The organism is Streptomyces sp. NBC_00104, assembly GCF_045160825.1.
GTDB lineage: Bacteria > Actinomycetota > Actinomycetes > Streptomycetales > Streptomycetaceae > Streptomyces.
The window spans coordinates 1,970,296-1,993,244 of record NZ_CP108215.1; the positions used below are offsets into that span (position 1 = coordinate 1,970,296).

General features: G+C 68.8%; 19 protein-coding genes. 2 read left to right on the forward strand and 17 right to left on the reverse strand.

Translation table 11 applies throughout. The annotated features are described in order from the left end of the window. Window positions 1–169: 169 nt before the first annotated feature. From OG272_RS08550 to OG272_RS08600, 11 genes are all read right to left on the reverse strand, one after another. Window positions 170–1,009, reverse strand: a complete 840-nt coding sequence (locus OG272_RS08550) for a shikimate dehydrogenase (protein ID WP_327730581.1) — start codon at window positions 1,007–1,009, stop codon at window positions 170–172. Then, entirely contained in the window at window positions 1,010–2,782 is a 1,773-nt protein-coding gene (mltG, locus tag OG272_RS08555) for an endolytic transglycosylase MltG (RefSeq protein ID WP_328507602.1), read from the reverse strand. A gap of 124 nt (window positions 2,783–2,906) precedes the next feature. Continuing rightward, entirely contained in the window at window positions 2,907–3,371 is a 465-nt protein-coding gene (gene ruvX / locus OG272_RS08560) for a Holliday junction resolvase RuvX (RefSeq protein WP_326585907.1), read from the reverse strand. Between the two features lie 38 nt (window positions 3,372–3,409). Continuing rightward, window positions 3,410–6,082 carry an alanine--tRNA ligase gene (alaS, locus tag OG272_RS08565; protein ID WP_326584107.1) on the reverse strand — a complete coding sequence of 891 codons (2,673 nt, stop codon included), beginning with the start codon at window positions 6,080–6,082 and terminating at the stop codon, window positions 3,410–3,412. Then, window positions 6,082–6,456, reverse strand: coding sequence for a hypothetical protein (locus tag OG272_RS08570; RefSeq protein WP_327730578.1), 375 nt, complete (start codon window positions 6,454–6,456; stop codon window positions 6,082–6,084). Before OG272_RS08570 ends, alaS begins: the two co-directional genes overlap by 1 nt. 7 nt (window positions 6,457–6,463) lie before the next feature. Next, window positions 6,464–6,910, reverse strand: a complete 447-nt coding sequence (locus tag OG272_RS08575; RefSeq protein ID WP_326585906.1) for a DUF948 domain-containing protein — start codon at window positions 6,908–6,910, stop codon at window positions 6,464–6,466. A gap of 223 nt (window positions 6,911–7,133) precedes the next feature. Then, a complete protein-coding gene (gene rpsD, locus OG272_RS08580) occupies window positions 7,134–7,748 on the reverse strand; it encodes a 30S ribosomal protein S4 (protein WP_005485453.1) in 615 nt (204 codons plus the stop codon). Window positions 7,749–8,049: 301 nt separating this feature from the next. Then, window positions 8,050–9,405 (reverse strand): replication-associated recombination protein A, encoded by a 1,356-nt coding sequence (locus tag OG272_RS08585; RefSeq protein ID WP_327730577.1) that lies wholly within the window; start codon window positions 9,403–9,405, stop codon window positions 8,050–8,052. Window positions 9,406–9,488: 83 nt separating this feature from the next. Then, window positions 9,489–10,127: a vitamin K epoxide reductase family protein gene (locus OG272_RS08590; protein WP_327730576.1), complete on the reverse strand. Its 639-nt coding sequence runs from the start codon at window positions 10,125–10,127 to the stop codon at window positions 9,489–9,491. Window positions 10,128–10,264: 137 nt separating this feature from the next. Beyond that, complete coding sequence (hisS, locus tag OG272_RS08595) at window positions 10,265–11,527, reverse strand: histidine--tRNA ligase (RefSeq protein WP_326584103.1); 1,263 nt, start codon at window positions 11,525–11,527, stop codon at window positions 10,265–10,267. A gap of 13 nt (window positions 11,528–11,540) precedes the next feature. Then, window positions 11,541–12,257 carry an MBL fold metallo-hydrolase gene (locus tag OG272_RS08600; RefSeq protein WP_326584102.1) on the reverse strand — a complete coding sequence of 239 codons (717 nt, stop codon included), beginning with the start codon at window positions 12,255–12,257 and terminating at the stop codon, window positions 11,541–11,543. Between the two features lie 167 nt (window positions 12,258–12,424). On the opposite strand from OG272_RS08600, the gene OG272_RS08605 reads away from it, so the two are divergent. Together OG272_RS08605 and OG272_RS08610 are read left to right on the forward strand one after the other, a co-directional pair. Further along, on the forward strand, window positions 12,425–13,267 hold the full coding sequence (locus tag OG272_RS08605; protein WP_326584101.1) for a peptidylprolyl isomerase: 843 nt from the start codon (window positions 12,425–12,427) through the stop codon (window positions 13,265–13,267). 135 nt (window positions 13,268–13,402) lie between these two features. Further along, complete coding sequence (locus OG272_RS08610; RefSeq protein ID WP_326584100.1) at window positions 13,403–14,632, forward strand: DUF349 domain-containing protein; 1,230 nt, start codon at window positions 13,403–13,405, stop codon at window positions 14,630–14,632. A 93-nt stretch (window positions 14,633–14,725) separates the two neighbouring features. Here the strand turns inward: OG272_RS08610 and OG272_RS08615 are convergent, their stop codons facing one another. From OG272_RS08615 to ruvB, 6 genes are all read right to left on the reverse strand, one after another. Further along, entirely contained in the window at window positions 14,726–17,287 is a 2,562-nt protein-coding gene (locus OG272_RS08615; RefSeq protein WP_328507600.1) for a bifunctional (p)ppGpp synthetase/guanosine-3',5'-bis(diphosphate) 3'-pyrophosphohydrolase, read from the reverse strand. A gap of 306 nt (window positions 17,288–17,593) precedes the next feature. Beyond that, the gene (locus tag OG272_RS08620; protein WP_326584098.1) at window positions 17,594–18,142 is read right to left on the reverse strand and encodes an adenine phosphoribosyltransferase; all 549 of its coding nucleotides are present in this window, start codon (window positions 18,140–18,142) and stop codon (window positions 17,594–17,596) included. Then, complete coding sequence (gene secF / locus OG272_RS08625) at window positions 18,139–19,233, reverse strand: protein translocase subunit SecF (protein ID WP_326584097.1); 1,095 nt, start codon at window positions 19,231–19,233, stop codon at window positions 18,139–18,141. The genes OG272_RS08620 and secF overlap by 4 nt, the downstream gene beginning before the upstream one ends. Before the next feature lies 1 nt (window position 19,234). After that, entirely contained in the window at window positions 19,235–20,992 is a 1,758-nt protein-coding gene (gene secD, locus OG272_RS08630; RefSeq protein ID WP_326584096.1) for a protein translocase subunit SecD, read from the reverse strand. A gap of 133 nt (window positions 20,993–21,125) precedes the next feature. Continuing rightward, a complete protein-coding gene (yajC, locus tag OG272_RS08635) occupies window positions 21,126–21,632 on the reverse strand; it encodes a preprotein translocase subunit YajC (protein WP_326584095.1) in 507 nt (168 codons plus the stop codon). A gap of 174 nt (window positions 21,633–21,806) precedes the next feature. Then, on the reverse strand, window positions 21,807–22,901 hold the full coding sequence (gene ruvB / locus OG272_RS08640; protein ID WP_327730573.1) for a Holliday junction branch migration DNA helicase RuvB: 1,095 nt from the start codon (window positions 22,899–22,901) through the stop codon (window positions 21,807–21,809). Window positions 22,902–22,949: the final 48 nt, after the last annotated feature.

A 22,949-nucleotide genomic window follows, 5' to 3' on the forward strand; every position in this document is an offset into this window, starting at 1 on the left:
GGGCCGCCCGGAGATGATCCCCGCTGGTTACCCCCTGGTACAAGGGCTTCACAGCATCACCACACGGGGGCCTCGCCCTCAGCCCTTCCCTGGCTACGGGCGGTCCTGCCGACGGGGCGACTCGGGCACCTCCCGCTCGCGCGAAGCTGAGCGGGAGGACAACCGAGCACTATCCCCGGTCGGCCAGCGCCCGCTCCCCCGCCGTCCGCATCGCCGACACCGGCGCCGTCTTGCACCCGGTCATCTGCTCGACCTGCAACACGGCCTGGTGCACCAGCAGATCGAGCCCACTGACGACGGCACCCCCGTACGCCGACCAGCGCGCGGCCAGAGCCGTCGGCCACGGGTCGTACAGCACATCGAACAGCGTCGTCGGCCGCTCCGGCACCGCACCGGACAGCGCGTCCGTCGCCCCGGCCGGTGTCGTGGCGATGACCAGCGGAGCGCTCAGCCCTCGCTCGGCGTCCGCCCAGTCCTCCGTACGCACCTCGACGCCCAGCCGCTCGCCCCACTGCCGCATCTCCGCGGCGCGGGCCTCGCTCCGCACGTACGCCACGACCTCACCGGTGCAGATCCGGGCGAGCGCGGCCAGCGCGGAGGAGGCGGTGGCGCCCGCACCGAGGATCGCGGCGGACTCCACCTGCTCGATCCCCCGCTCCCGCAGGGCGGCCACCATCCCGGGGATGTCGGTGTTGTCGCCGACCCGCCGCCCGTCCTCGGTGAACACCAGGGTGTTGACCGTCTCGACGGAGGCCGCCGTCTCACTGATCTCGTCCAGCAGCGGGATGACCGCGCGCTTCAGCGGCATGGTCAGCGACAGCCCCGCCCATTCCGGTCCGAGCTTGTCGACGAACCCGGGCAGCGCCGCCTCGTCGACCTCGAAACGGTCGTACGTCCAGTCGGTGAGGCCGAGTTCGGCGTACGCGGCCCGGTGCAGCACCGGGGAGAGCGAGTGGGCGATCGGCGAACCGAGCACGGCGGCCCGGCGCTTGGTGGCGGTGCGGCTCATCTATCCGTTCTGCGCTTCCTGGTACTTTTCGCGGTTCCGGTTGTGCTCCGCGTTGGTGACCGCGAAGAGCGTCTCGTCCTTGCTGATCGACACGAAGTAGTACCAGTCACCCTTGGCCGGCTTGAGAGCTCCCTCGATCGCCTCGCCGCCGGGATTACCGATCGGCCCCGGCGGCAATCCATACACCTTGTACGTGTTGTACGGGTCATCGATCTGCCGCAGCGAGTCGACCGAGCCGGTGGCCAACTTGGATTCACCACGCAGGTAGTTGACCGTCGAGTCGAAGTCGAGCAGACCAGCCGTCTCCGCATTGTTGGGCTCAAGCCGGTTGTAGACGACCCGCGCGATCTTCCTGTAGTCCTTCTTGTTGTTTCCCTCGGCCTGCACGAGGCTCGCGACAGTGAGTACCTGAAGCGGATTTTCCAGCTTCAGCCCCTTGGCCTTGCCCGCCAGGTCCAATTGCTCGTACTTCGCCTTGGCGAGGGCGACCATTTCCTTCAGGACGGCCTCGGGCTTCATGTCCTTGGCGATCGGATAGGTGGACGGGTAGAGGAATCCTTCCAGCGGATCCTTGATGTCGTCGTTGTCGTTCGCCCAGTCGGGCAGGCCGAGGGTCTCCCACTTCTTCTCGGCGACATCCTCGGTCGTGCCCTTCTTCAGGCCCAACTCCTTGTCGATCGCGGCGTAGACCTCGTTGTTCCGCCTACCTTCGGAGACAGTGAAGCTGTTCTGACTCTTCGGGTCGAGCATCAGGGCGATAGCGCTTTCAGCGGACATCTCCTTCTTGAGGAGATAGACGCCCGCCTGAATCTGCGGCTTCTCGGGATTCTGCGCCAGTGCGATCGTGAAGGCGTCCACACTCTTGACGACTCCGGCCGCCTTCAGCTTCTGGCCGATCACCGACCCGAATTCGCCCTTGGCGACCGTGATCGTAACGGTCTCGTTCGTACCGTTCCCCGAATAGTCGGGAGTCTCGGCGAAACGGCTCTGGTAGAACTGGTAACCGAAATAGCTGACGCCGGCGAGGCCGCCGCCGAAGACCATGACGACCACCAGGCAGGCACACCCACTGCGGCGCTTCTTGCCGCCCTTGCCCGTCTTTCCGGACTTGCCGCCGCGGCCCTTCCGGTCACCCCGGCCCGCGCGTTCCTCGGCCTCGTCGTCATCGTCGTCATCGCCGCCACCCGCGAAGAAGGCGTGTTCTCCCTGGTCCGGCCCGGGATCCCAGTCCGTCCGCTCGGCGACCGGCTGCGGCTCGGGTTCGGGTGCGGCTGCGGGTGCGGGCGTGGGTTCCGCGCCACGACGCGAGGGCGGCTCCGGCGGTGGATACGCGTCGGGCGTGCCGTAGAAGTCCTGTTGGCCACCGCCGTAGGCCATCGGCTGCTGCTGCCCCCCGTAGGGGTCGGTCGGGTCGGCGACGTAAGGGGCCTGTGCGTGCTGGTGCGTTCCGTTGTTCCAGCCGCCGTTGACCTGGTCGTACTGCTGCTGGTGCTGGTTCTGGCCGGGGTACTGCTGACCGGGCTCGCCGTACTCCTGCTGGTACTGCTGCTGGGCGTAGGGGTCCTGATGCCCGTTGACCCAGCCGCCGTTGCCGTTGTCGTGACCGTAAGGCTGCTGGTACTGCTGCTGCTCGGGGTAGTGCTGCTGCGGCTGGCCGCCGTAGGCGGACTGCTGGCCCCCCTGGGCCTGCTGCCCGTCCCATCCGCCGTCCCCGTACAACGGGTCGTCCGGATGCCACGGTTCGGAGCCTGGGCCCCGGCCATACTCAGTCATCGATCCCCTAGAGCCGCGAGGCGGCGGTCACGCGGGGCCTGTGGCTCAGCTTTCGTCCCCGCCTCTTTTTGTGCGGTGGCTGTTCGAAGGCCACCGCATCGCGCGGAACGTTACCGTATCGCGATCAGATGACCACTTCGACGCCCTCGCCCGGAGCTTTACCTGACACCCGTTCGGATTCCAGGGCCTGTTGCAGGATGATCACGGCTGCCACCTGGTCAATGACCGACCTGCCCTTTTTGGATTTCACCCCTGAGGCACGCAGCCCTTGGCCGGCCGTCACTGTGGTCATCCTCTCGTCGACGAGTCTGACCGGAACGGGCGCGATCATACGGGCCAACTCCTGAGCGAATCCCCGGACCTTGACAGCGGCCGGACCTTCGCCGCCCTTGAGGGAACGCGGAAGTCCGACGATGACCTCTATAGGTACGTATTCGTCGACCAGTTGTCTCAATCGCCGCTGAGCCGCGGGGACATCGCGTCCGGGAACAGTCTCGACCGGGGTCGCGAGGATCCCGTCGGGGTCGCAGGAGGCGACCCCGATGCGGGCGTCCCCGACGTCGATCGCGAGCCGACGGCCACGGCGCATGGCCGGGCCGTCGTCTTCGCTCGCGTGAGGCGTCGTGCTCACTTGGCCGTCTCGGCGACCAGGCGCTCGACCGCGTCCACGGCCTCGCCGATGGCGGCCGGGTTCTGGCCACCGCCCTGGGCGACGTCCGGCTTGCCGCCACCGCCCCCGCCGAGGGTCTTGGCGGCCGTACGGACCAGGTCGCCGGCCTTCAGACCGCGCTCGCGGGCAGCCTCGTTGGTGGCGATGACCGTCAGCGGCTTACCGTTCACGGCGGTGAAGAGGGCTACCACGACGGCCCGGCCACCCTGGATGCGTCCACGCACGTCGAGCACCAGCTTGCGGAGGTCGTCGGCGGTGGTGCCGTCCGGGACCTGACCGGTCACCACGGCAACGCCGGAGACGTCCTTGGCGGACTCGGCGAGACCGGCGGCGGCCTGCAGCACCTTCTCGGCGCGGAACTTCTCGATCTCCTTCTCGGCGTCCTTCAACTTGCCGAGCATGGCCGAGACCTTCTCCGGAAGCTCCTCCGGACGGCCCTTGATCAGCTCCTGGAGCTGAGCGACGACCGTGTGCTCACGGGCGAGGAAGTTGTAGGCGTCGACGCCGACCAGGGCCTCGATACGGCGCACACCGGAGCCGATGGACGACTCCCCGAGCAGCTTGACCAGGCCGAGCTGAGAGGTGTTGTGGACGTGCGTGCCGCCGCACAGCTCCTTGGAGAAGTCACCGATGGTGACGACGCGGACGCGCTCGCCGTACTTCTCGCCGAACTCGGCGATGGCGCCCTGCTTCTTGGCCTCGTCGAGGCTCAGGATCTCCGCGTGCACGTCCAGGTCACGGGCGAGCACCTCGTTGATCTTCTGCTCGACGTCGGTCATCACGGCCGTCGGAACGGCGGACGGGGAACCGAAGTCGAAGCGGAAGCGGCCGGGCTGGTTCTCGGAACCGGCCTGGGCGGCCGTCGGGCCGAGGGCGTCGCGCAGGGCCTGGTGGGTGAGGTGCGTGGCCGAGTGGGCGCGGGCGATGGCCGTACGGCGACGGCCGTCGATCGAGGCCTGGGCCTTGGCGCCGACGGTCACCTCGCCGACCTGGACGACGCCCTTGTGGACGTACACACCCGGGACCGGCTTCTGGCAGTCGCGGATCTCGATGACGGCACCGGAGTCGACCTTGATCCGGCCGGTGTCACCGATCTGACCGCCGCCCTCGGCGTAGAACGGGGTGCGGTCGAGGACGATCTCGACCTCGTCGCCCTCGGTGGCGGCGGGCGACGACAGACCGTCGACGAGGATGCCGACGACCGTCGACTCGCCCTCGGTGTCCGAGTAGCCGATGAACTCGGTCTCCCCGGCGGCGTCGGCGATCTCACGGTAGGCACCGAGGTCGGCGTGGCCGGTCTTCTTGGCGCGGGCGTCGGCCTTGGCGCGGTCCCGCTGCTCCTTCATCAGGCGGCGGAAGCCGTCCTCGTCCACGGAGAGGCCCTGCTCGGCGGCCATCTCCAGGGTGAGGTCGATCGGGAAGCCCCAGGTGTCGTGGAGCAGGAAGGCCTTGTCACCGGCGAGGACCTGGCCGCCGGAGGCCTTGGTCTCCGTCACGGCGGTGTCGAGGATGTTCGTGCCGGCCTTCAACGTCTTGAGGAAGGCGTTCTCCTCGGCGAGGGCGACCTTCTCGATGCGCTCGCGGTCGGTGATCAGCTCGGGGTACTGCTGGCCCATCATGCCGATGACGACGTCGATGAGGTCCTGGACGACCGGGCCGGTGGCACCGAGCAGCCGCATGTTGCGGATGGCACGGCGCATGATGCGGCGCAGGACGTAGCCACGGCCCTCGTTGCCGGGGGTGACGCCGTCGCCGATGAGCATCACGGCGGTGCGGATGTGGTCGGTGACCACGCGCAGGGAGACATCGGACTCGTGGGCGTCGCCGTAGCGGACACCGGTGAGTTCGGTGGCCTTGTCGATGACGGCCATGGAGGTGTCGATCTCGTACATGTTCTGCACGCCCTGCAGAATCATGGCGAGGCGCTCCATACCGAGGCCCGTGTCGATGTTCTTGCTGGGCAGCTCGCCGAGGATCTCGAAGTCCTCCTTGGAGGTGCCCTCGCCGCGCTCGTACTGCATGAAGACCAGGTTCCAGATCTCCACGTACCGCTCGTCGTTGACGGCGGGGCCGCCCTCGACGCCGAACTCCGGACCGCGGTCGTAGTTGATCTCGGAACACGGGCCGCACGGGCCGGGAACGCCCATGGACCAGTAGTTGTCCTTCATGCCGAGGCGCTGGATGCGCTCCTTGGGCACGCCGATCTGCTCGTGCCAGATGCGCTCGGCCTCGTCGTCGTCCTTGTAGACGGTGATCCAGAGCTTCTCCGGCTCCAGGCCGTAACCACCCTTGTCCTGGGGGCTGGTGAGCAGCTCCCAGGCGTGCTTGATGGCGCCTTCCTTGAAGTAGTCGCCGAAGGAGAAGTTGCCGCACATCTGGAAGAACGTGCCGTGCCGGGTGGTCTTGCCGACCTCTTCGATGTCCGGCGTGCGGACGCACTTCTGCACGCTGGTGGCGCGGGCGAAGGAGGGCTTGACCTCACCGAGGAAGTACGGCTTGAAGGGGACCATGCCCGCGTTGACCAGGAGCAGAGTCGGGTCGTCCGCGATGAGCGACGCCGAAGGGACGACGGTGTGACCGCGCTCCTCGAAGAAGCTCAACCAGCGGCGGCGGATTTCAGCCGACTCCATCAGTGGTCCTCATTCCGGTTGTACGGGTACGACGAGTTGTCGACGTACCTCGGATTCCTGCTGTACTTCGGGGTGTTGCTGTTCTCGATGGCGACGACGCGCCTCGCGGCCGGGAGTTGCGGGTACTGGTCGGGATTGGCCTCGATGCCGAGGGCCTCACCCAGTTCGGCCTCCCGCTGAGCCATGTTGTCGCGGACGTCGAGGGCGAATCCGACCGCCCGGTCCTTGAGCTTGTGGCCCGCCTCGACCGCCTTGTGGGCGGCCTGGGTGGCGAGGTGCTCGGGGGTGAGCTGCTTGAGCTTGCGGTTGACCTTGGTGGTGGCCCACACTCCGGCGGCGACACCTGTGGTGAACCAGAACGTACGGCGGAACATCGCTCGGTCAGTCCTTCTTTCCACGGGTGCTCCGCCTGCTCCGGCGCGTGCCCGGAACGGTGCGCCCCACGATCACGGTACGGCGCCGCTCCTCGGCGGGTTCGCCCTCCCGGCGGCCGCCCATGGCCCGGCGTACGCCGTAGCCGAAGGCCGCGACCTTGACGAGGGGGCCGCCGAAGGTGGACGCGACGGTCGTGGAGAGCGCCGAGGCGTTCGACGTGACCTCCTGGACGTCGGACGCGATGGCGTCGACCCGCTCGATCTGGGTCTGCGCGGAGCGGACGGCGGTGGACGCGTCGGCGAGGAGGGGGACGGCCTGGTCGGTCACGTCCGCGACGAGCTTGGTGGTCGCCTTGAGCGTCTGGGCCAGCCTCGCCAGCGCGACGGCGAGGAAGGAGACCAGGATCGCCCAGAAGACGGCCACCAGGATCCCGGCCACCTCTCCACCGGACACTGTGTGCACCCGCTCCCTGGAACATGCCTGAACGTCGAAAAGTCGTGTCCCGAGCCTATCGCGCCGTGGCGATCGCTCAGTACCGCATTAATGCGGACCGCGATACCTGCCGCAGTAAGGCGAGAGCCCGCCGCCCCGCCCGCCTCGGAAGGCGGGGAGACGACGGGCTGACGCTCGGTGCGTGCGTACTGCGTCCGGCTGTGCTACGTCCGTCGAGGACGGATCAACGGGCGTAGTACTCGACGACCAGCTGCTCGTCGCAGATGACCGGAACTTCCTTGCGGTTCGGCTCGCGGTCCAGGCGGAACGCCAGGGCCTTGAGGTTCACCTGCAGGTAGCGCGGGGTCTCACCGTCCGCGGCGAAGCCACCCTCGCGGGCGACCTCGAACAGCGGCTTCTGACGGCTGCGCTCACGGACCATGACGACGTCGTCCGGCTTGACGCGGAAGGACGGCTTGTCGACCTTGTGGCCGTTGACCTCGATGTGGCCGTGGACGACCATCTGGCGGGCCTGGTAGATCGTGCGGGCGATGCCCGAACGCAGGACCAGCGCGTCGAGACGGCGCTCGAGCTCGATGATCAGGGCCTCACCGGTCTTGCCCTGAACCTTGGAGGCACGCTCGTAGGCGCGGACGAGCTGGCGCTCGGACACGTCGTACTGCGCGCGCAGACGCTGCTTCTCGAGCAGACGGACCTTGTAGTCCGAGTTCTGCTTGCGGCCGCGGCCGTGCTCGCCCGGCGGGTAGGGGCGGGCCTCGAAGTACTTGACGGCCTTCGGGGTCAGCGCGATGCCGAGGGCACGCGACTTCTTGACCTTGGGGCGGGACTGGTTCGCCACTTCTTTTCCTTTTCCTTATCGGCTGCCTCAGGGTTACGGGAGGTCGCATCCGCAGCCGGGGATTCCCGTCTCGTCCACGAGGGACTTGTCGGGCAGCCGTTCCCCTAGTTCTGGGCACATACGTGCAGCACACGAACGGCCCACCGACCGGTCCCGGAATTCCGAGTGGTGGTGGGCGGCCCGCGACACCTACGACGGTGCGCGACGCTCCTGGATCAGAAGATCCGGCTGGATGTCCCGCCTGAGGCGCCGACCGGAGCCGGACACGGGACGCAGCACTGGGGAGGAGTCTACAGGGGGTTCAGGACTGCTTCCGACCGAGGTGCTTCCTCGTCCACTCCACCGCGTCGGCGTACCGGGCCTCGGCCCCGTGCCTGGTCGGGGTGTAGTACTCCCGCCCGTTGATCGCGTCCGGCGCGTACTGCTGGGCGGCGATCCCCTCGGGCAGGTCGTGCGGGTACACATACCCCTGGGCGTGCCCGAGCTTGGCCGCGCCCTTGTAGTGCCCGTCCCGCAGATGCGGCGGCACGGGCCCGGCCAGCCCCTTGCGTACGTCCTCCAGGGCGGCCTGGACCGCCGTCGTCGCGGAGTTCGACTTCGGGGCGAGGGCGAGGGCGATCGTGGCATGGCTGAGGGTGAGCGCTGCCTCGGGGAAGCCGATCATGGCGACGGCCTGGGCGGCCGCGACGGCTATCGGCAGCACGTTCGGATCGGCGAGGCCGATGTCCTCGCTGGCGGAGATCATCAGCCGGCGGGCGATGAACCGGGGATCCTCACCGGCCTCGATCATCCGGGCCAGATAGTGCAGCGCGGCGTCGACGTCGGAGCCTCGGATGGACTTGATGAGCGCGCTGGCCACGTCGTAGTGCTGGTCGCCGTCGCGGTCGTACTTGACGGCGGCGCGGTCGACGGTCTCCTCGAGGGTCTGGAGCCCGATCTCCTCCTCCCCCTTGTCGAGTGCGGCGCCGGCGGCGGCCTCCAGGGCGGTCAGGGCGCGGCGGGCGTCGCCGCCGGCGATCCGCAGGAGGTGGGCCTCGGAATCCTCGGGGAGGGTGACGGCACTCTTGAGGCCGCGCTCGTCGGTCAGTGCCCTCTTGAGGAGTCCGCGCAGGTCGTCGTCGGTGAGCGGCTCCAGGGTGAGGAGCAGGGAGCGGGAGAGCAGGGGGGAGATCACCGAGAAGTACGGGTTCTCCGTGGTCGCCGCGATCAGGGTGACCCAGCGGTTCTCGACGGCCGGGAGCAGGGAGTCCTGCTGGGCCTTGCTGAAACGGTGGATCTCGTCGAGGAAGAGGACGGTCTCCTTGCCGAAGCCGCCGGTGGCGCGGCGGGCGCCCTCGATGACCGCGCGGACCTCCTTGACCCCGGCGGTGATCGCGGAGAGCTCCACGAAACGCTTGTTGGTGGCCTTGGAGACGACGTACGCCAGGGTCGTCTTGCCCGTGCCGGGCGGACCCCAGAGGATCACCGAGGAGGGGCCGGCCGGGCCGCCGCCGGACTCGCCGACCAGTCTGCGCAGGGGTGAGCCGGGCTTCAGCAGGTGTTGCTGGCCCACGACCTCGTCGAGGGTGCGTGGACGCATGCGTACGGCCAGGGGGCTGGCCGTAGGGTCCTTCTCCTGGCGTTCTTCTGCGGCGGCGGTGAACAGATCGGGCTCCACACCGAAAACCCTATGTCACGCCACTGACACTCCGGACGAGTCCGCCGGAGGCCGGGCCTCTGCGGCGGTCCGCCCTCCGGCTGTCAGCTGGTCCAGAAGTCCCACCAGCGGGTCAGGATCAGCATGCCGATGACGCCGATGTGCATCACGGGCAGGACCCAGGTGAACTCGCCGAAGAAGCTCTTCAGCCAGCCGGGCGCGGGCAGGAAGCCGTGCCGGATGTTGAAGGACGTCACGTACCAGAACATCAGGATCGTGGCGACCCAGGCGAGGCAGCACCACAGGCAGAGCGAGTTGATGTTGTACAGCGACTGGTACTGGAGCCAGGTCACGAAGCCGACGCCGAAGGCGGTGCCCGCGTTGAAGGTCAGCCAGTACCAGCGCGGGTAGGTCGCCCGGGCGAGCAGGCTCATGCCGACGCCGATGACGATGCCGTACGCGACGAGGCCGAGCATCGGGTTGGGGAACCCGAAGACGGACGCCTGGTCGCTCTTCATGATGTTGCCGCAGGAGACCACCGGGTTGAGGCTGCACCCGGGGGTGAAGTTCGGGTCCTCCAGCAGCTTGAACTTGTCGAGCGTGATGACCCAGGACGCGAGCAGCCCGGCGGCGCCGGTGATCAGCAGCAGGATCGCGAAGGCACGACTGCCGCCCACCGTGCGCGGGACCTCGGGGTGTTCCCGCTGGGCGGCGGAGACGTCCTTGACTGTCGTCTTGCTCATCACGTCGATTCCATAGCGTCGAAGGGGCCGCTGGGGCACGGTCATTGTGCCGTACACCCTCGCGCGCGCACCGTTCGCTGGACATAAATGTCGCCCCTACCGCCCGTAAGGGGCGGTAGGGGCGACAAGGGTTCGACTCAGCCGAGCCGGGCCTCCAGCTCTGCCACGATCTCGTTCACGCCGACGGCGACCTGCTCGCCGGACTCCATGTCCTTGAGCTGGACGACGCCCTCGGCGAGGTCGCGTTCACCGGCCACGACCGTGTAGCGCGCGCCACTCCGGTTGGCGTTCTTCATCGCGCCCTTCAGGCCCTTCCCGCCGTACGAGAAGTCGGCCGCGATGCCCACCTTGCGCAGCTCGGTGACCTTGGCGAACAGGAGGCGGCGGGCCTCCTCGCCGAGCGGGACGGCGAACACGCTGGTGGCGGCCGGGAGTTCGAGCTCGACACCCTCCGCCTCCAGGGCCAGGACGGTGCGGTCGACGCCGAGGGCCCAGCCGACCGACGGCAGCGCGGGGCCGCCGATCATCTCGGAGAGGCCGTCGTAGCGGCCGCCGCCGCCCACCGCGGACTGCGAACCCAGTCCGTCGTGGACGAACTCGAAGGTGGTGCGGGTGTAGTAGTCCAGGCCGCGCACCAGCTTCGGGTCGTCCTCGAAGGAGACGCCCGCCGCCGTGATCAGCTCGCGCACCTCCTCGTGGTACGCCTTGCAGGCGTCGCAGAGGTAGTCGCGCAGCAGCGGGGCGTCCCCGAGCTGCTTCTGGACCGACTCGCGCTTGTCGTCGAGGACCCGGAGCGGGTTGATCTCCGCGCGGCGGAGCGTGTCCTCGTCCAGGTCCAGGCCGCGCAGGAACTCCTGCAGCGCGGCCCGGTAGACGGGACGGCACTCCTTGTCGCCCAGGCTGTTCAGCAGGATGCGGAAGTCGCGCAGGCCCAGCGAGCGGTACGCCTGGTCCGCCAGGATGATCAACTCGGCGTCCAGGGCCGGGTCCTCGGCACCGATCGCTTCGGCGCCGACCTGGGAGAAGTGCCTGTAGCGGCCCGCCTGCGGCTGCTCGTAGCGGTAGTACGAGCCCGAGTACCAGAGCTTGACCGGAAGGTTGCCCTGCCTGTGCAGGTTCGCCTCAAGTGCCGCACGCAGTACGGACGCGGTGCCCTCGGGGCGCAGGGCCAGCCTGTCGCCGCCCTTCGTCTCGAATGCGTACATCTCCTTGGTCACGATGTCGGTCGACTCTCCCACACCGCGCGCGAAGAGCTCGACGTTCTCGAAGCCGGGCGTCTCGACATATCCGTACCCGGAGTTGCGCAACGGGCCGGCGATCGCCTCACGGACCGCGAGGAAAGTCGCGGAACGGGGCGGCAGCAGGTCGTACGTGCCCTTGGGGGCCTGAAAGGTGCTCACGGAAGGTCTCTCGTCACATTCCTCGTCGGGGAGGGGTCGTCGGACCCGCTCCCTGGCCGCCGGCGGCCACCTGCCGCAGATACGGGTTGGTGGCGCGCTCCTGGCCGATGGTCGTCTGGGGGCCGTGGCCGGACAGCACCACGGTCGAGTCGTCGAGCGGCAGGCACACGCGGGCCAGCGAGTCGAGCATCTCGGCCATGTCACCGCCGGGCAGGTCGGTGCGTCCGATGGAGCCGGCGAAGAGCAGATCCCCGGAGAAGAACACGGAGGGGATCTCCGTGTTCTCGGGCATCCGGAAGGTCACCGACCCCTTGGTATGGCCGGGCGCGTGCGCGACGGACAGCTCCAGACCGGCCAGTTCGAGCTTCGCGCCGTCGGTCAGCTCCTTGACGTCACCCGGCTCCCCCACGGTCAGCTCGCCCATGAGCGGCATGCCGATGGAACGGCCGAGCGCCTTCTCGGGGTCGCTCATCATGTACCGGTCCTCGGGATGGATCCACGCCGGTACGTCGTGCGCGCCGCACACCGGGACGACCGAGGCCACGTGGTCGATGTGGCCGTGGGTGAGGACGACGGCGACGGGCTTGAGCCGATGCTTCTTCAGCGTCTCCTCGACTCCCTGGGTGGCCTGGTGGCCCGGGTCGATGATCACGCACTCCTCACCGGCGGCGGGGGCGACCAGATAACAGTTGGTCCCCCAGGCCCCGGCGGGGAACCCGGCAATGAGCACGATCGTCCTTCTTGTGTCGTACGAGGGTGGGTTGCTGTGGATCAGAGCCTACCGGCGCTGCCGTTTCCTCAGCGAACCCATATACGGTACGGGTCACACGCAAACAGTCGACTCACGAGACGCGCGACGCACCTGTCGACGTACGAGACGCATGAGGAGAGAACCCCGTGGTCAGCCAGGATCAGCGGCGGCGTCAGCTCGCCCGGGAGAAGTTCTTGCGGCAGCAGCAGCGACGCACGTCCGCGCGGCGCAAGGCCCATGTCCGCAACGCCGTGATCGCCTCGGTCCTCGGCGTGATCCTGGTGGGCAGTGTGGCGCTCTACACGACCGACGTCCTCAAGGGCGACGACAAGAAGGACAACGCGAGCGCCGAGGTGTCCCCGAGCACCTCGCCCAGCGCCAGCAAGGCGCCGGACCCCTGCGAGAAGCCGGCCGCGGGCAAGGTGAAGAAGCTCACCTACAAGAAGGAACCCGCGATCAGCGTCGACAAGACCGCGAAGTACACGATGGATCTGCGGACGACCTGCGGTTCCATCCCCATAACGATGGACGCGGCGAAGGCCCCGCACACCGTGAACTCGTTCAACTTCCTGGTGAACAAGGGCTACTTGGACCACACCAAGTGCCACCGGCTCACCACGCAGGGCATCTACGTCCTGCAGTGCGGTGACCCCCAGGGCACCGGCATGGGCGGTCCCGGCTACACGATCCCGGACGAGAACCTGAAGGACTCGCGCCTGAAGGGCGATGTGTACCCGGCGGGCACGGTCGCGATGGCGAACCAGTTCAACGCCCAGACGGGCGAGGGCAAGAACAGCGGCGGCAGCCAGTTCTTCCTCGTCTTCCAGGACAGCCCGCTGCCGGCCAACTACACCCCGTTCGGCACGATCTCCGAGGCGGGCATGAAGGTCCTCACGAAGATCGCCAAGGCCGGCGAGAACACCGGCATGGGTGATGGGACGCCCAATGCGACCGTTGTGATCGACAAGGCGACTGTCAAGAAGTCCTGACCACCGACGGTGAAATTTCGGTCGCGCGGGATGCGGACAGGCAACCCGCCGGTCGCCTATGTTGGCCGTGACGAAACTGTGGACGATGCTCGGGGGCGCTGAGGCCCCTTGCAGGCATCATGTGGAGGAGGCGCTGTGAGCAGCGACCCGTGGGGCCGCGTCGACGAGACGGGGACCGTGTACGTGCGTACGGCCGACGGCGAGCAGGTCGTCGGTTCCTGGCAGGCCGGCTCCCCCGAGGAGGCGCTGGCCTACTTCGAGCGCAAGTACGAGGGCCTGGTTGTCGAGATCGGCCTCCTCGAGAAGCGTGTGAAGACCACCGACCTGTCGGCGAAGGACGCCCAGGCCGCTATCGACCACATTCGCGAGCAGGTGGACGCGCACCACGCCGTCGGTGACCTGAACGCGCTCAAGGTGCGGCTGGACAAGCTCGTCGAGACGGTCGAGGCACGCCGCGAGGAGCGCAAGCAGCAGCGGGCGAAGCAGTCCGACGAGGCTCGGCACGCCAAGGAGGCCCTGGTCACCGAGGCGGAGGAACTGGCCCAGTCCGACCAGTGGCGGTCCGCCGGTGAGCGGCTGCGCGCGCTGGTGGACACCTGGAAGGGTCTGCCGCGGCTGGACCGCAAGTCCGACGACGAGCTCTGGCACCGCTTCTCGCACGCCCGCTCGGCGTTCTCCAAGCGTCGCAAGGCCCACTTCGCGCAGCTCGACGCGCAGCGCGAGGACGCCCGCAAGACCAAGGAGAAGCTGGTCGCGGAGGCCGAGGCGCTGTCGAACTCGACCGACTGGGGTCCCACGGCGGCGCGCTACCGCGAGCTGATGGCCGACTGGAAGGCCGCGGGCCGCGCCCAGCGCGAGCACGAGGACGACCTGTGGAACCGCTTCCGCGGCGCCCAGGACGTCTTCTTCGCCGCCCGCAGCTCCGTGTTCGCCGAGCGTGACGCGGAGCAGTCGGAGAACCTCAAGCTCAAGGAGGAGCTGGCCGGGGAGGCGGAGAAGATCCTGCCGGTGACGGATCTGAAGACGGCCCGTGCCGCCTTCCGCTCGGTCAACGAGCGCTGGGAGGCCATCGGCCATGTGCCGCGCGACGCCCGCCCGAAGGTCGAGGGCCGGATGCACGCGGTGGAGCGGGCGATCCAGGAAGCCGAGGAGGCCGAGTGGCGCCGCACCAACCCGGAGGCCCGCGCCCGCGCCGCCGGTCTCACGGGCCAGCTCCAGGCCGCCGTCGACAAGCTGACGGGCCAGATCGAGGCCGCCCGCGCCCAGGGCAACAACGCCAGGGCCGACAAGCTCCAGCGCGAGCTCGACGGCCGCCAGGCCCTGCTGGACCAGGCGCTGAAGGGTCTGCAGGAGTTCGGCGGCTGACACCGACGGCACACGAGTGAGGGGCTCCCGTACGCACCGTACGGGAGCCCCTCACTCGTTCGTCCGGCCTTCCGCCGGCCGTTCACCGGCCCGCTACGGCCTCCGTGCCGATGTCACCCGGTACACGTCGTACACGCCTTCCACGCCGCGTACGGCCTTCAGGACGTGGCCGAGGTGTTTCGGGTCGCCCATCTCGAAGGTGAAGCGGGAGGTGGCGACGCGGTCGCGGGAGGTCTGGACGGCCGCGGAGAGGATGTTGACGTGCTGGTCGGACAGGACACGGGTGACGTCCGACAGCAGACGGCTGCGGTCCAGGGCCTCGACCTGTATGGCGACGAGGAAGACCGACGACTGGGTGGGTGCCCACTCGACCTCGAGGATGCGCTCGGGCTCGCGGGACAGCGACTCGACGTTGACGCAGTCGCTGCGGTGAACCGATACGCCGCTGCCGCGGGTGACGAAGCCGATGATGGGGTCGCCGGGGACGGGCGTACAACAGCGGGCGAGCTTGACCCAGACGTCGTCGACACCCTTGACCACGACACCGGGGTCGTTGCTGCCGCGCCGCTTGCGGCCGCGGCCGCGGGTGGGCGGTACGGCCTCGTCCATCTCCTCGGTGGCCGCCTCCTCGCCGCCGAGGGCCTGGACCAGCTTCTGCACCACGCTCTGCGCGGAGACATGGCCTTCGCCTATGGCCGCGTAGAGGGCGGAGATGTCGGGGTAGCGCATCTCGTGGGCGAGGGTGACCAGTGAGTCGCCGGTGAGGATGCGCTGGATCGGCAGGTTCTGCTTGCGCATCGCGCGGACGATGGCGTCCTTGCCCTGCTCGATGGCCTCGTCGCGCCGCTCCTTGGAGAACCAGGCGCGGATCTTGTTGCGGGCCCGCGGCGACTTCACGAAGCCGAGCCAGTCGCGGGAGGGGCCCGCGCCGGCCGCCTTGGAGGTGAAGACCTCCACCAGGTCGCCGTTGTCGAGGGTGGATTCGAGCGGGACCAGCCGGCCGTTGACCCGGGCGCCTATGGTGCGGTGGCCGACCTCGGTGTGGACCGCGTAGGCGAAGTCGACGGGGGTGGCGCTGGCCGGCAGCGCTATCACGTCGCCCTTCGGTGTGAAGACGAAGACCTCGTTGCGGGACAGGTCGAAGCGCAGGGACTCCAGGAACTCGCCGGGGTCCTCGGTCTCCTTCTGCCAGTCCAGCAGCTGACGCAGCCAGGCCATGTCGTTGAGGTGGTCGTCCTTGCCGGTGGTCCTCGGCTGGTCCGAGCGCACCTTGGAGGCGCCGGCGACAGCCTCCTGCTTGTACTTCCAGTGCGCGGCGATGCCGTACTCGGCGCGGCGGTGCATGTCGAACGTACGGATCTGGAGTTCGACGGGCTTGCCGTTGGGCCCGATGACCGTCGTGTGCAGCGACTGGTACATGTTGAACTTGGGCATCGCGATGTAGTCCTTGAACCGCCCCGGAACCGGGTTCCAGCGGGCGTGGACGGTGCCCAGGGCCGCGTAGCAGTCGCGGACGGTGTCCACCAGGACGCGGATGCCGACCAGGTCGTAGATCTCCGCGAAGTCACGGCCGCGGACGATCATCTTCTGGTAGACGCTGTAGTAGTGCTTCGGGCGGCCGGTGACGGTCGCCTTGATGCGGGCGGCCCGCAGGTCCTGCTGCACCTCGTCGGTCACTATGGCGAGGTACTCGTCACGCTTCGGTGCCCGCTCGGCCACCAGCCGGACGATCTCGTCGTACATCTTGGGGTAGAGGATCGCGAAGGCGAGGTCCTCCAGCTCCCACTTGATGGTGTTCATGCCCAGGCGGTGGGCGAGGGGCGCGTAGATCTCGAGGGTCTCGCGCGCCTTCTTCTCCTGCTTCTCGCGCTTGAGGTAGCGCATGGTGCGCATGTTGTGCAGGCGGTCGGCGAGCTTGATGACCAGGACGCGCGGGTCCTTGGCCATGGCGACGACCATCTTGCGCACGGTCTCGGCCTGGGCGGCCTCGCCGAACTTGACCTTGTCGAGCTTGGTGACGCCGTCGACGAGGAGGGCGACGGAGTCGCCGAAGTCGCGGCGGAGCTGGTCGAGGCCGTACTCGGTGTCCTCGACCGTGTCGTGCAGCAGGCCCGCCATCAGGGTGGCCGGATCCATGCCCAGCTCGGCGAGGATGGTGGTGACGGCGAGCGGGTGCGTGATGTACGGGTCGCCGCTCTTGCGCTTCTGGCCTCGGTGCCAGCGCTCGGCGACCTGGTAGGCCTTCTCGATCTGGCGGAGCGTCGCCGTCTCGATCTTCGGGTCGTTGCTGCGCACGATCCGCAGCAGCGGCTCCAGGACCGGGTTGTACGGGTTGGAGCGCTGGACGCCGAGCCGGGCGAGCCGGGCGCGTACGCGGTTGGAGGAGCCGGAGCGGGCGGGCTGGCCGGTGGCGGCGGGGCGTGCCGGGGGCGCCGGAGTGGGCGCGGGCGCGGGGCTCTCGGGTGCGGCGGGCTTGGGGCGCGACGGGCCGGCGGCCTTGTCGGCGGGCGCGGACTGGGCGTGCTCGACCGAGCCCTGCGCGGACGTGGCGGCGCTCTCGGGGTTCGCCTTCGTCGTGTTCTGCGCGGGCTTGGCCGCGGGGCCCGAGGCGGACTCGGGCTTGGCGGCGGTCAGGTGCTGGGCCTCGTCTGCCAAGAGGGCTCCTCGTGCGCGATCCGGGTCCCCCGGTCAGGCTCCGGAGCACCCATGGTAGCGATCCCGCGCGTCAGGATCGCCTTCAGGCCACTGTGAAGGCCGTCAACCCGTGAAACACCGGAGACGGGAACCGGATTCCTCGGGGCCCGGCTCGGGGTCCGCGCCGTGGTGCGCGCGGTGGTACACGCACTGGTAGGAGCCGTGGTGCGCGCGGGCGTGGGCTGCGGCGCGTTCCGTGTGCCGGGACGTGCGACGGGCGCCCCGGAAAGGATTCCGGGGCGCCCGTCGGGTGTCGTGTGCTGCGGGTCAGACGGTGATCAGGGCCTCCAGCGGGGCCCCGGCCAGCGCGGACTCCAGGCGCTGCCGGCCCGCCAGGAAGGACAGCTCCATCAGGACAGCCACACCGGCGACCTCGGCGCCCGCGCGGCGGATCAGCTGGAGGGAGGCCTCGGCGGTGCCGCCGGTGGCGAGGACGTCGTCGATGACCATGACGCGGTCGCCCGCGGTCAGGTCCTCGGCGTGCACCTCGATCTCGGCGGAGCCGTACTCCAGGTCGTAGGCCTGGCCGAGCGTGGCTCCGGGGAGCTTGCCCGCCTTGCGTACGGGGATGAAGCCGACGCCCGCGCGGACGGCGGCCGGGGCGCCCAGGATGAAGCCCCGGGCCTCCAGGCCGACGATCTTCGTGGCGCCGTGCCGCAGGGCCAGCTCCGCCAGCGCGTCCGTCAGCGCGGTGAACGCCGCCGGGTCGGCCAGCAGCGGGGTGATGTCCTTGAACATCACGCCCGGCACCGGGTAGTCCGCGACATCGCGTATGCGGCTGAGCAGCAGCGTCGTGACTTCTGCGAGCTCGGTCATCGCCGCTTCCCGCCCCGGCCCCGGCTGCGGCTCCCGGACTGGGCACGCGGGCCGACGACCGCGGGGGTGACGTCCGCCGGCTCGTCGTCGTACGACTCGTCGCCTGTCGGATCCACGTCGCGCTCGGCCTGGGCCCGCTTGGCGAGCACGCGCTTCTTGAGGGCCTTCATCTGCGGCTCGCGCTCCTTGAGGTCGGCGACGAGCGGCGTGGCGATGAAGATCGACGAGTACGCGCCTGCCGCGAGGCCGACGAACAGCGACAGCGAGATGTCGTTGAGCATGCCCGCGCCGAGGACACCGCCACCGATGAACAGCAGGCCTGCGACCGGCAGCAGCGCGACCACCGTGGTGTTGATCGACCGCACCAGGGTGCTGTTGATCGAGCGGTTCGCGACGTCGCTGTAGGTCCACCGGCTCTGCTTGGTGATGTCCTTCGTCTGCTCCTTGAGGCTGTCGAAGACGACGACCGTGTCGTAGAGCGAGTAACCGAGGATCGTCAGCAGACCGATCACCGTACCCGGCGTCACCTCGAAGCCGACGAGGGCGTAGATGCCGATGGTGATGGTGATGTCGTGGATCAGGGCGACGAAGGCGGCGATGGCCATGCGCCACTCGAACGCGATCGCCAGGTAGATCACCACGAGGACCAGGAAGATCCCCAGGCCCTGCCAGGCCTTGTTGGCGATCTGGTCACCCCAGCTGGGGCCGACCAGGTCGGCGTTGATCGCTTCCGAGTCGACCTTGAGGTCCTTGGCGAGGTCGTCCTTGATCTGGTCCGACTTGCCCGTGTCCACACCTGAGATCTGAATGCGCAGGGTGTCGTTGCCGAGCTTCTGGACGATCGCGTCGTGGCCGGAGGCCTCTTCGGCGTACGTCTCGGCCTGGGAGACCGAGACGCTCGTCTTCGGCGTGGTGAAGACGGCACCGCCCTGGAACTCGATGCCCATGTTCATGCCGCGCACCCCCAGGCCGAGGATGGCCGTGATGGTGATCAGGATGGAGACGCCGTACCAGAGCTTGCGGTTACCGACGAAGTCGTAACCGACCTCGCCGCGGTGGAGTCGGGCTCCGAGGTCACCGAGCTTCGACATCTCAGGCCTCCTTCGGGTCGGCGGGGGCGGCGGGACGGCGAGTGCGGCGCAGCGGAGGCCGGGCGCCCAGTCGCTTCGGGTCCAGGCCGGACCAGCTGTGGCCGTTGCCGAAGAACTTGGTGCGGGCCAGCAGCGTCAACAGCGGCTTGGTGAAGAAGAAGACGACGACCACGTCGAGCACGGTCGTCAGACCGAGCGTGAACGCGAAGCCCTGGACCTTGCCGACGGTGACGATGAACAGCACCGCGGCGGCGAGGAACGACACGAAGTCGGAGACCAGGATGGTGCGCCGGGCCCGCGGCCAGGCCCGCTCGACCGCGGGCCGCAGCGAACGGCCCTCGCGGATCTCGTCCCGGACGCGTTCGAAGTACACGATGAACGAGTCCGCTGTGATGCCGATCGCGACGATGGCACCGCAGACGGCCGGCAGGTTCAGCGCGAAGTGGATGGTCGGGCCGAGCAGCGTCATGATCACGTAGGTCAGGATCGCGGAGGCCAGCAGCGAGGCGATGGCGATGAGCGACAGGCCGCGGTAGTAGACGATCAGGTAGATCATGACCAGGGCCAGACCGATCGCACCCGCGATCAGACCGGCCTCCAGCTGCTCACCACCGAGCGCGGGGCTGACCGTGGTGACGCTGGACTCCTTGAAGGTCAGGGGGAGAGCGCCGTACGACAGCATGTTGGAGAGGTTCTGGGCCTCTTCCTGCGTGAAGCTGCCGGAGATCTCGGCCTTGCCGCCGGTGATGGGCCCGTTGACCTCGGGGTGGGAGACCACCTCGTCGTCGAGGACGATCGCGAACTGGTTCTGCGGGGAGGTCTGGCTCGACAGCGTGGTGGTGACGTCGGTGAACTTCTTCTCGCCCTTGGAGTCGAAGTTCATGACGACCTTCCAGCCTGAGCCCTGGGTCGTGTCGAGGATGGCCTCGGCCTTCGTGATCTCCGTGCCGTCGACGCCGACCGGGCCGAGCACGAACTTGCTCCAGCCGCCGTTCTCCTTGCCACAGGCGACGACGGGCTCCGTGCTCTTGCCCTTGCCGGCCTGGGCCTGCTGCTTCGGGTCGGTGCAGTCGAGCTTCGCGTACGCCGCTTGGAGCGCCTGGATCTGTGGGTCGGCGGTCGGGCTGGCGGCCGGCGCGCTCTCGGAGGCCTTGGGGGACTCCGAGGAGGTCGTGGAAGGCGTGGGGTCTGCCTTGAGCGCGTCCGTCACCGCACGCCCCTGCGAGGTGGCGGTGGCCGACGGGCTGGCGGACTCGGAGGAGGCTGCCTTGTCCGTGTCGTCGGAGGTCGTCGGGCTCGGCGAGGCGCTGCCGCTGGAGCTCGGAGGGGCACTCGGGGTGGCCGTCGCGCCCGAGGCCTCCACCTGCAGGACCGGACGGAAGTACAGCTTGGCGGTGGTACCGACCTGGTCCCGGGCTTCCTTGGAGTTCGTGCCCTTGGGAATGTTGACAATGATGTTGTCACGGCCCTGGGTCTGGACCTCTGACTCCGACACACCCAGACCATTGACACGACGGCTCATGATCTCGACCGCTGTGTCCATGTTGGTCTTGTTGATCGCGTTGGGCTGGCCGGGCTCGTTGATCGCCGTCAGCGTGATGCTCGTACCACCGGCCAGGTCGATGCCGAGACGCGGAGTGGTGTGTCCGGAGGCGAACATTCCCCCGGTGAGCGCCACGATGGCGATCAGGATGAGGGCCAGCGCGCGCCCAGGCTTGCCCTGGGCGCTCGCGCTCCGGCCCTTCTTCGGTGCTGCCACCTTCTCGTACTCCCTCTCGGGCCGCCGTGCGCGGGGTCAGCGCGGGACGGCCATGACTGGTGTCGGGGAATCCGGGCGAAAACGGCACGTGCCCAGGGCGCGGGCGGTTCTCGCTCGCACTCCCGGGACGTGACTACTTCGCGTCGGACTCGCCGTCGGTCTTCTTCGGCTCTGCTTCGTCGGCCTTGTGGGCGGCCTTCGCCTCGGCGGTCTCGTCGGCCGCGTCGTCGGACGCGTCCTTCTTGCCGAGGTCGATGGGCTTGTCGTCGGAAGCGGCGGAAGCGTCGTCGGAGGGCTCGTCGGTCTCGGTGAGGGAGGAGGCGTCGTCCGGGACGACGTCGGACTTCAGGTCGTGCTCGATGCCGTGGACGATGCGGTTGTACTCCTCGTCGCTGAGGACGGCACCGATGGAGTTCTTGGCGAACAGCAGCTCGACGCCCGGCCCGGCGTCGAGGAGGACCGTGTCCTCGCTGACCTCCTTGACGGTCGCGTACATGCCCCCGATCGTGCGGACGCCGGAACCGGGCTGCATCTGGTTCCGCATGTCGACGGCCTGCTGCTGCTTCTTCTTGGCCGATCGGGTCATCAGGATCATGGCCCCGATGAGCACGATGAACGGGAGGAGGGTCACGAGACTCACGGGTCGGAACTTCCTTCACACGACCGCGATGGCGAGCGGCCTGATGGTTGGGGGTATGTGTGCTGCCGACAAGGGCGGCATCGGCGGAGTCTAAGCGAGTCCACCGTGATGGAACAACGCACAGCATGTCACCGGGGTTCCTTGCCGGGCGAGTACCGCGCCGTCACGAGACGGTCACGCCCCGAACAGGTCCTGTTGTCCGTTTCCGCCGGTCGTGCCGCGTGGCGGGGTGAGTCCGAGATGGGCCCAAGCGGCGGGCGTCGCCACCCGGCCCCGGGGGGTCCGGGCGAGCAGTCCCTCGCGGACGAGGAAGGGTTCGGCGACCTCCTCGACCGTCTCGCGCTCCTCCCCCACGGCGACGGCGAGCGTCGAGAGGCCGACGGGGCCGCCGCCGAAGAGCTTGAGCAGGGCTTCGAGCACGCCCCGGTCGAGGCGGTCGAGGCCGCGGGCGTCCACCTCGTAGACGGCGAGGGCGGCCGCGGCGATGTCGCGCGTGATGACGCCGTCCGCCTTGACCTGCGCGTAGTCCCGTACGCGGCGCAGCAGACGGTTGGAGATACGGGGTGTGCCGCGTGAGCGGCCCGCGATCTCGGCGGCGCCGGCCGTGTCGATCTCGACGTCGAGGAGGTTCGCCGAGCGGTGGATGACGCGCTCCAGCTCGGCAGGTTCGTAGAACTCCATGTGCGCGGTGAAGCCGAAGCGGTCGCGCAGCGGCGGCGGCAGCAGACCCGCGCGTGTGGTGGCGCCGACCAGGGTGAAGGGCGGTAGTTCGAGGGGGATCGCCGTGGCGCCGGGGCCCTTGCCGACGATCACGTCGACGCGGAAGTCCTCCATCGCCATGTACAGCATCTCCTCGGCGGGCCGGGACATGCGGTGGATCTCGTCGAGGAAGAGGACCTCGCCCTCCTGGAGGGAGGAGAGGATCGCGGCCAGGTCGCCGGCGTGCTGGATGGCGGGGCCGGAGGTGATGCGGATGGGGGCGCCCATCTCGGCCGCGATGATCATCGAGAGCGTGGTCTTGCCGAGGCCCGGGGCGCCGGAGAGCAGGACGTGGTCGGCGGTGGCACCCCGCGCGCGTGCCGCCCGCAGGACCAGGTCGAGCTGCTCGCGGACCTTCTCCTGGCCGATGAACTCGTCCAGGTCCTTGGGGCGCAGGGCTGCCTCGACGGCCTGGTCCTCACCATCGGCGACAGAGCCCACCAGCCGCTCCGCGGCGGGACCGACGAGCCCCTCGGGGGCGGTCTCGTCGGTCGTGTCGTCCCAGTTCATTGCGTGTGCCTCGCGGGTCGCGGTCGGATGGGTGAAGCGTCAGTGCGT

What these genes read in the sequence shown, in the direction of transcription:
- ruvX (WP_326585907.1), bottom strand. Translation starts at nt 3,371, where the DNA reads ATGCGCCGTGGCCGTCGGCTCGCGATCGACGTCGGGGACGCCCGCATC.
- OG272_RS08620 (WP_326584098.1), bottom strand. Translation starts at nt 18,142, where the DNA reads ATGACCGAGCTCGCAGAAGTCACGACGCTGCTGCTCAGCCGCATACGC.
- mltG (WP_328507602.1), bottom strand. Translation starts at nt 2,782, where the DNA reads ATGACTGAGTATGGCCGGGGCCCAGGCTCCGAACCGTGGCATCCGGAC.
- OG272_RS08590 (WP_327730576.1), bottom strand. Translation starts at nt 10,127, where the DNA reads ATGAGCAAGACGACAGTCAAGGACGTCTCCGCCGCCCAGCGGGAACAC.
- alaS (WP_326584107.1), bottom strand. Translation starts at nt 6,082, where the DNA reads ATGGAGTCGGCTGAAATCCGCCGCCGCTGGTTGAGCTTCTTCGAGGAG.
- secF (WP_326584097.1), bottom strand. Translation starts at nt 19,233, where the DNA reads ATGTCGAAGCTCGGTGACCTCGGAGCCCGACTCCACCGCGGCGAGGTC.
- OG272_RS08550 (WP_327730581.1), bottom strand. Translation starts at nt 1,009, where the DNA reads ATGAGCCGCACCGCCACCAAGCGCCGGGCCGCCGTGCTCGGTTCGCCG.
- ruvB (WP_327730573.1), bottom strand. Translation starts at nt 22,901, where the DNA reads ATGAACTGGGACGACACGACCGACGAGACCGCCCCCGAGGGGCTCGTC.
- OG272_RS08570 (WP_327730578.1), bottom strand. Translation starts at nt 6,456, where the DNA reads ATGTTCCGCCGTACGTTCTGGTTCACCACAGGTGTCGCCGCCGGAGTG.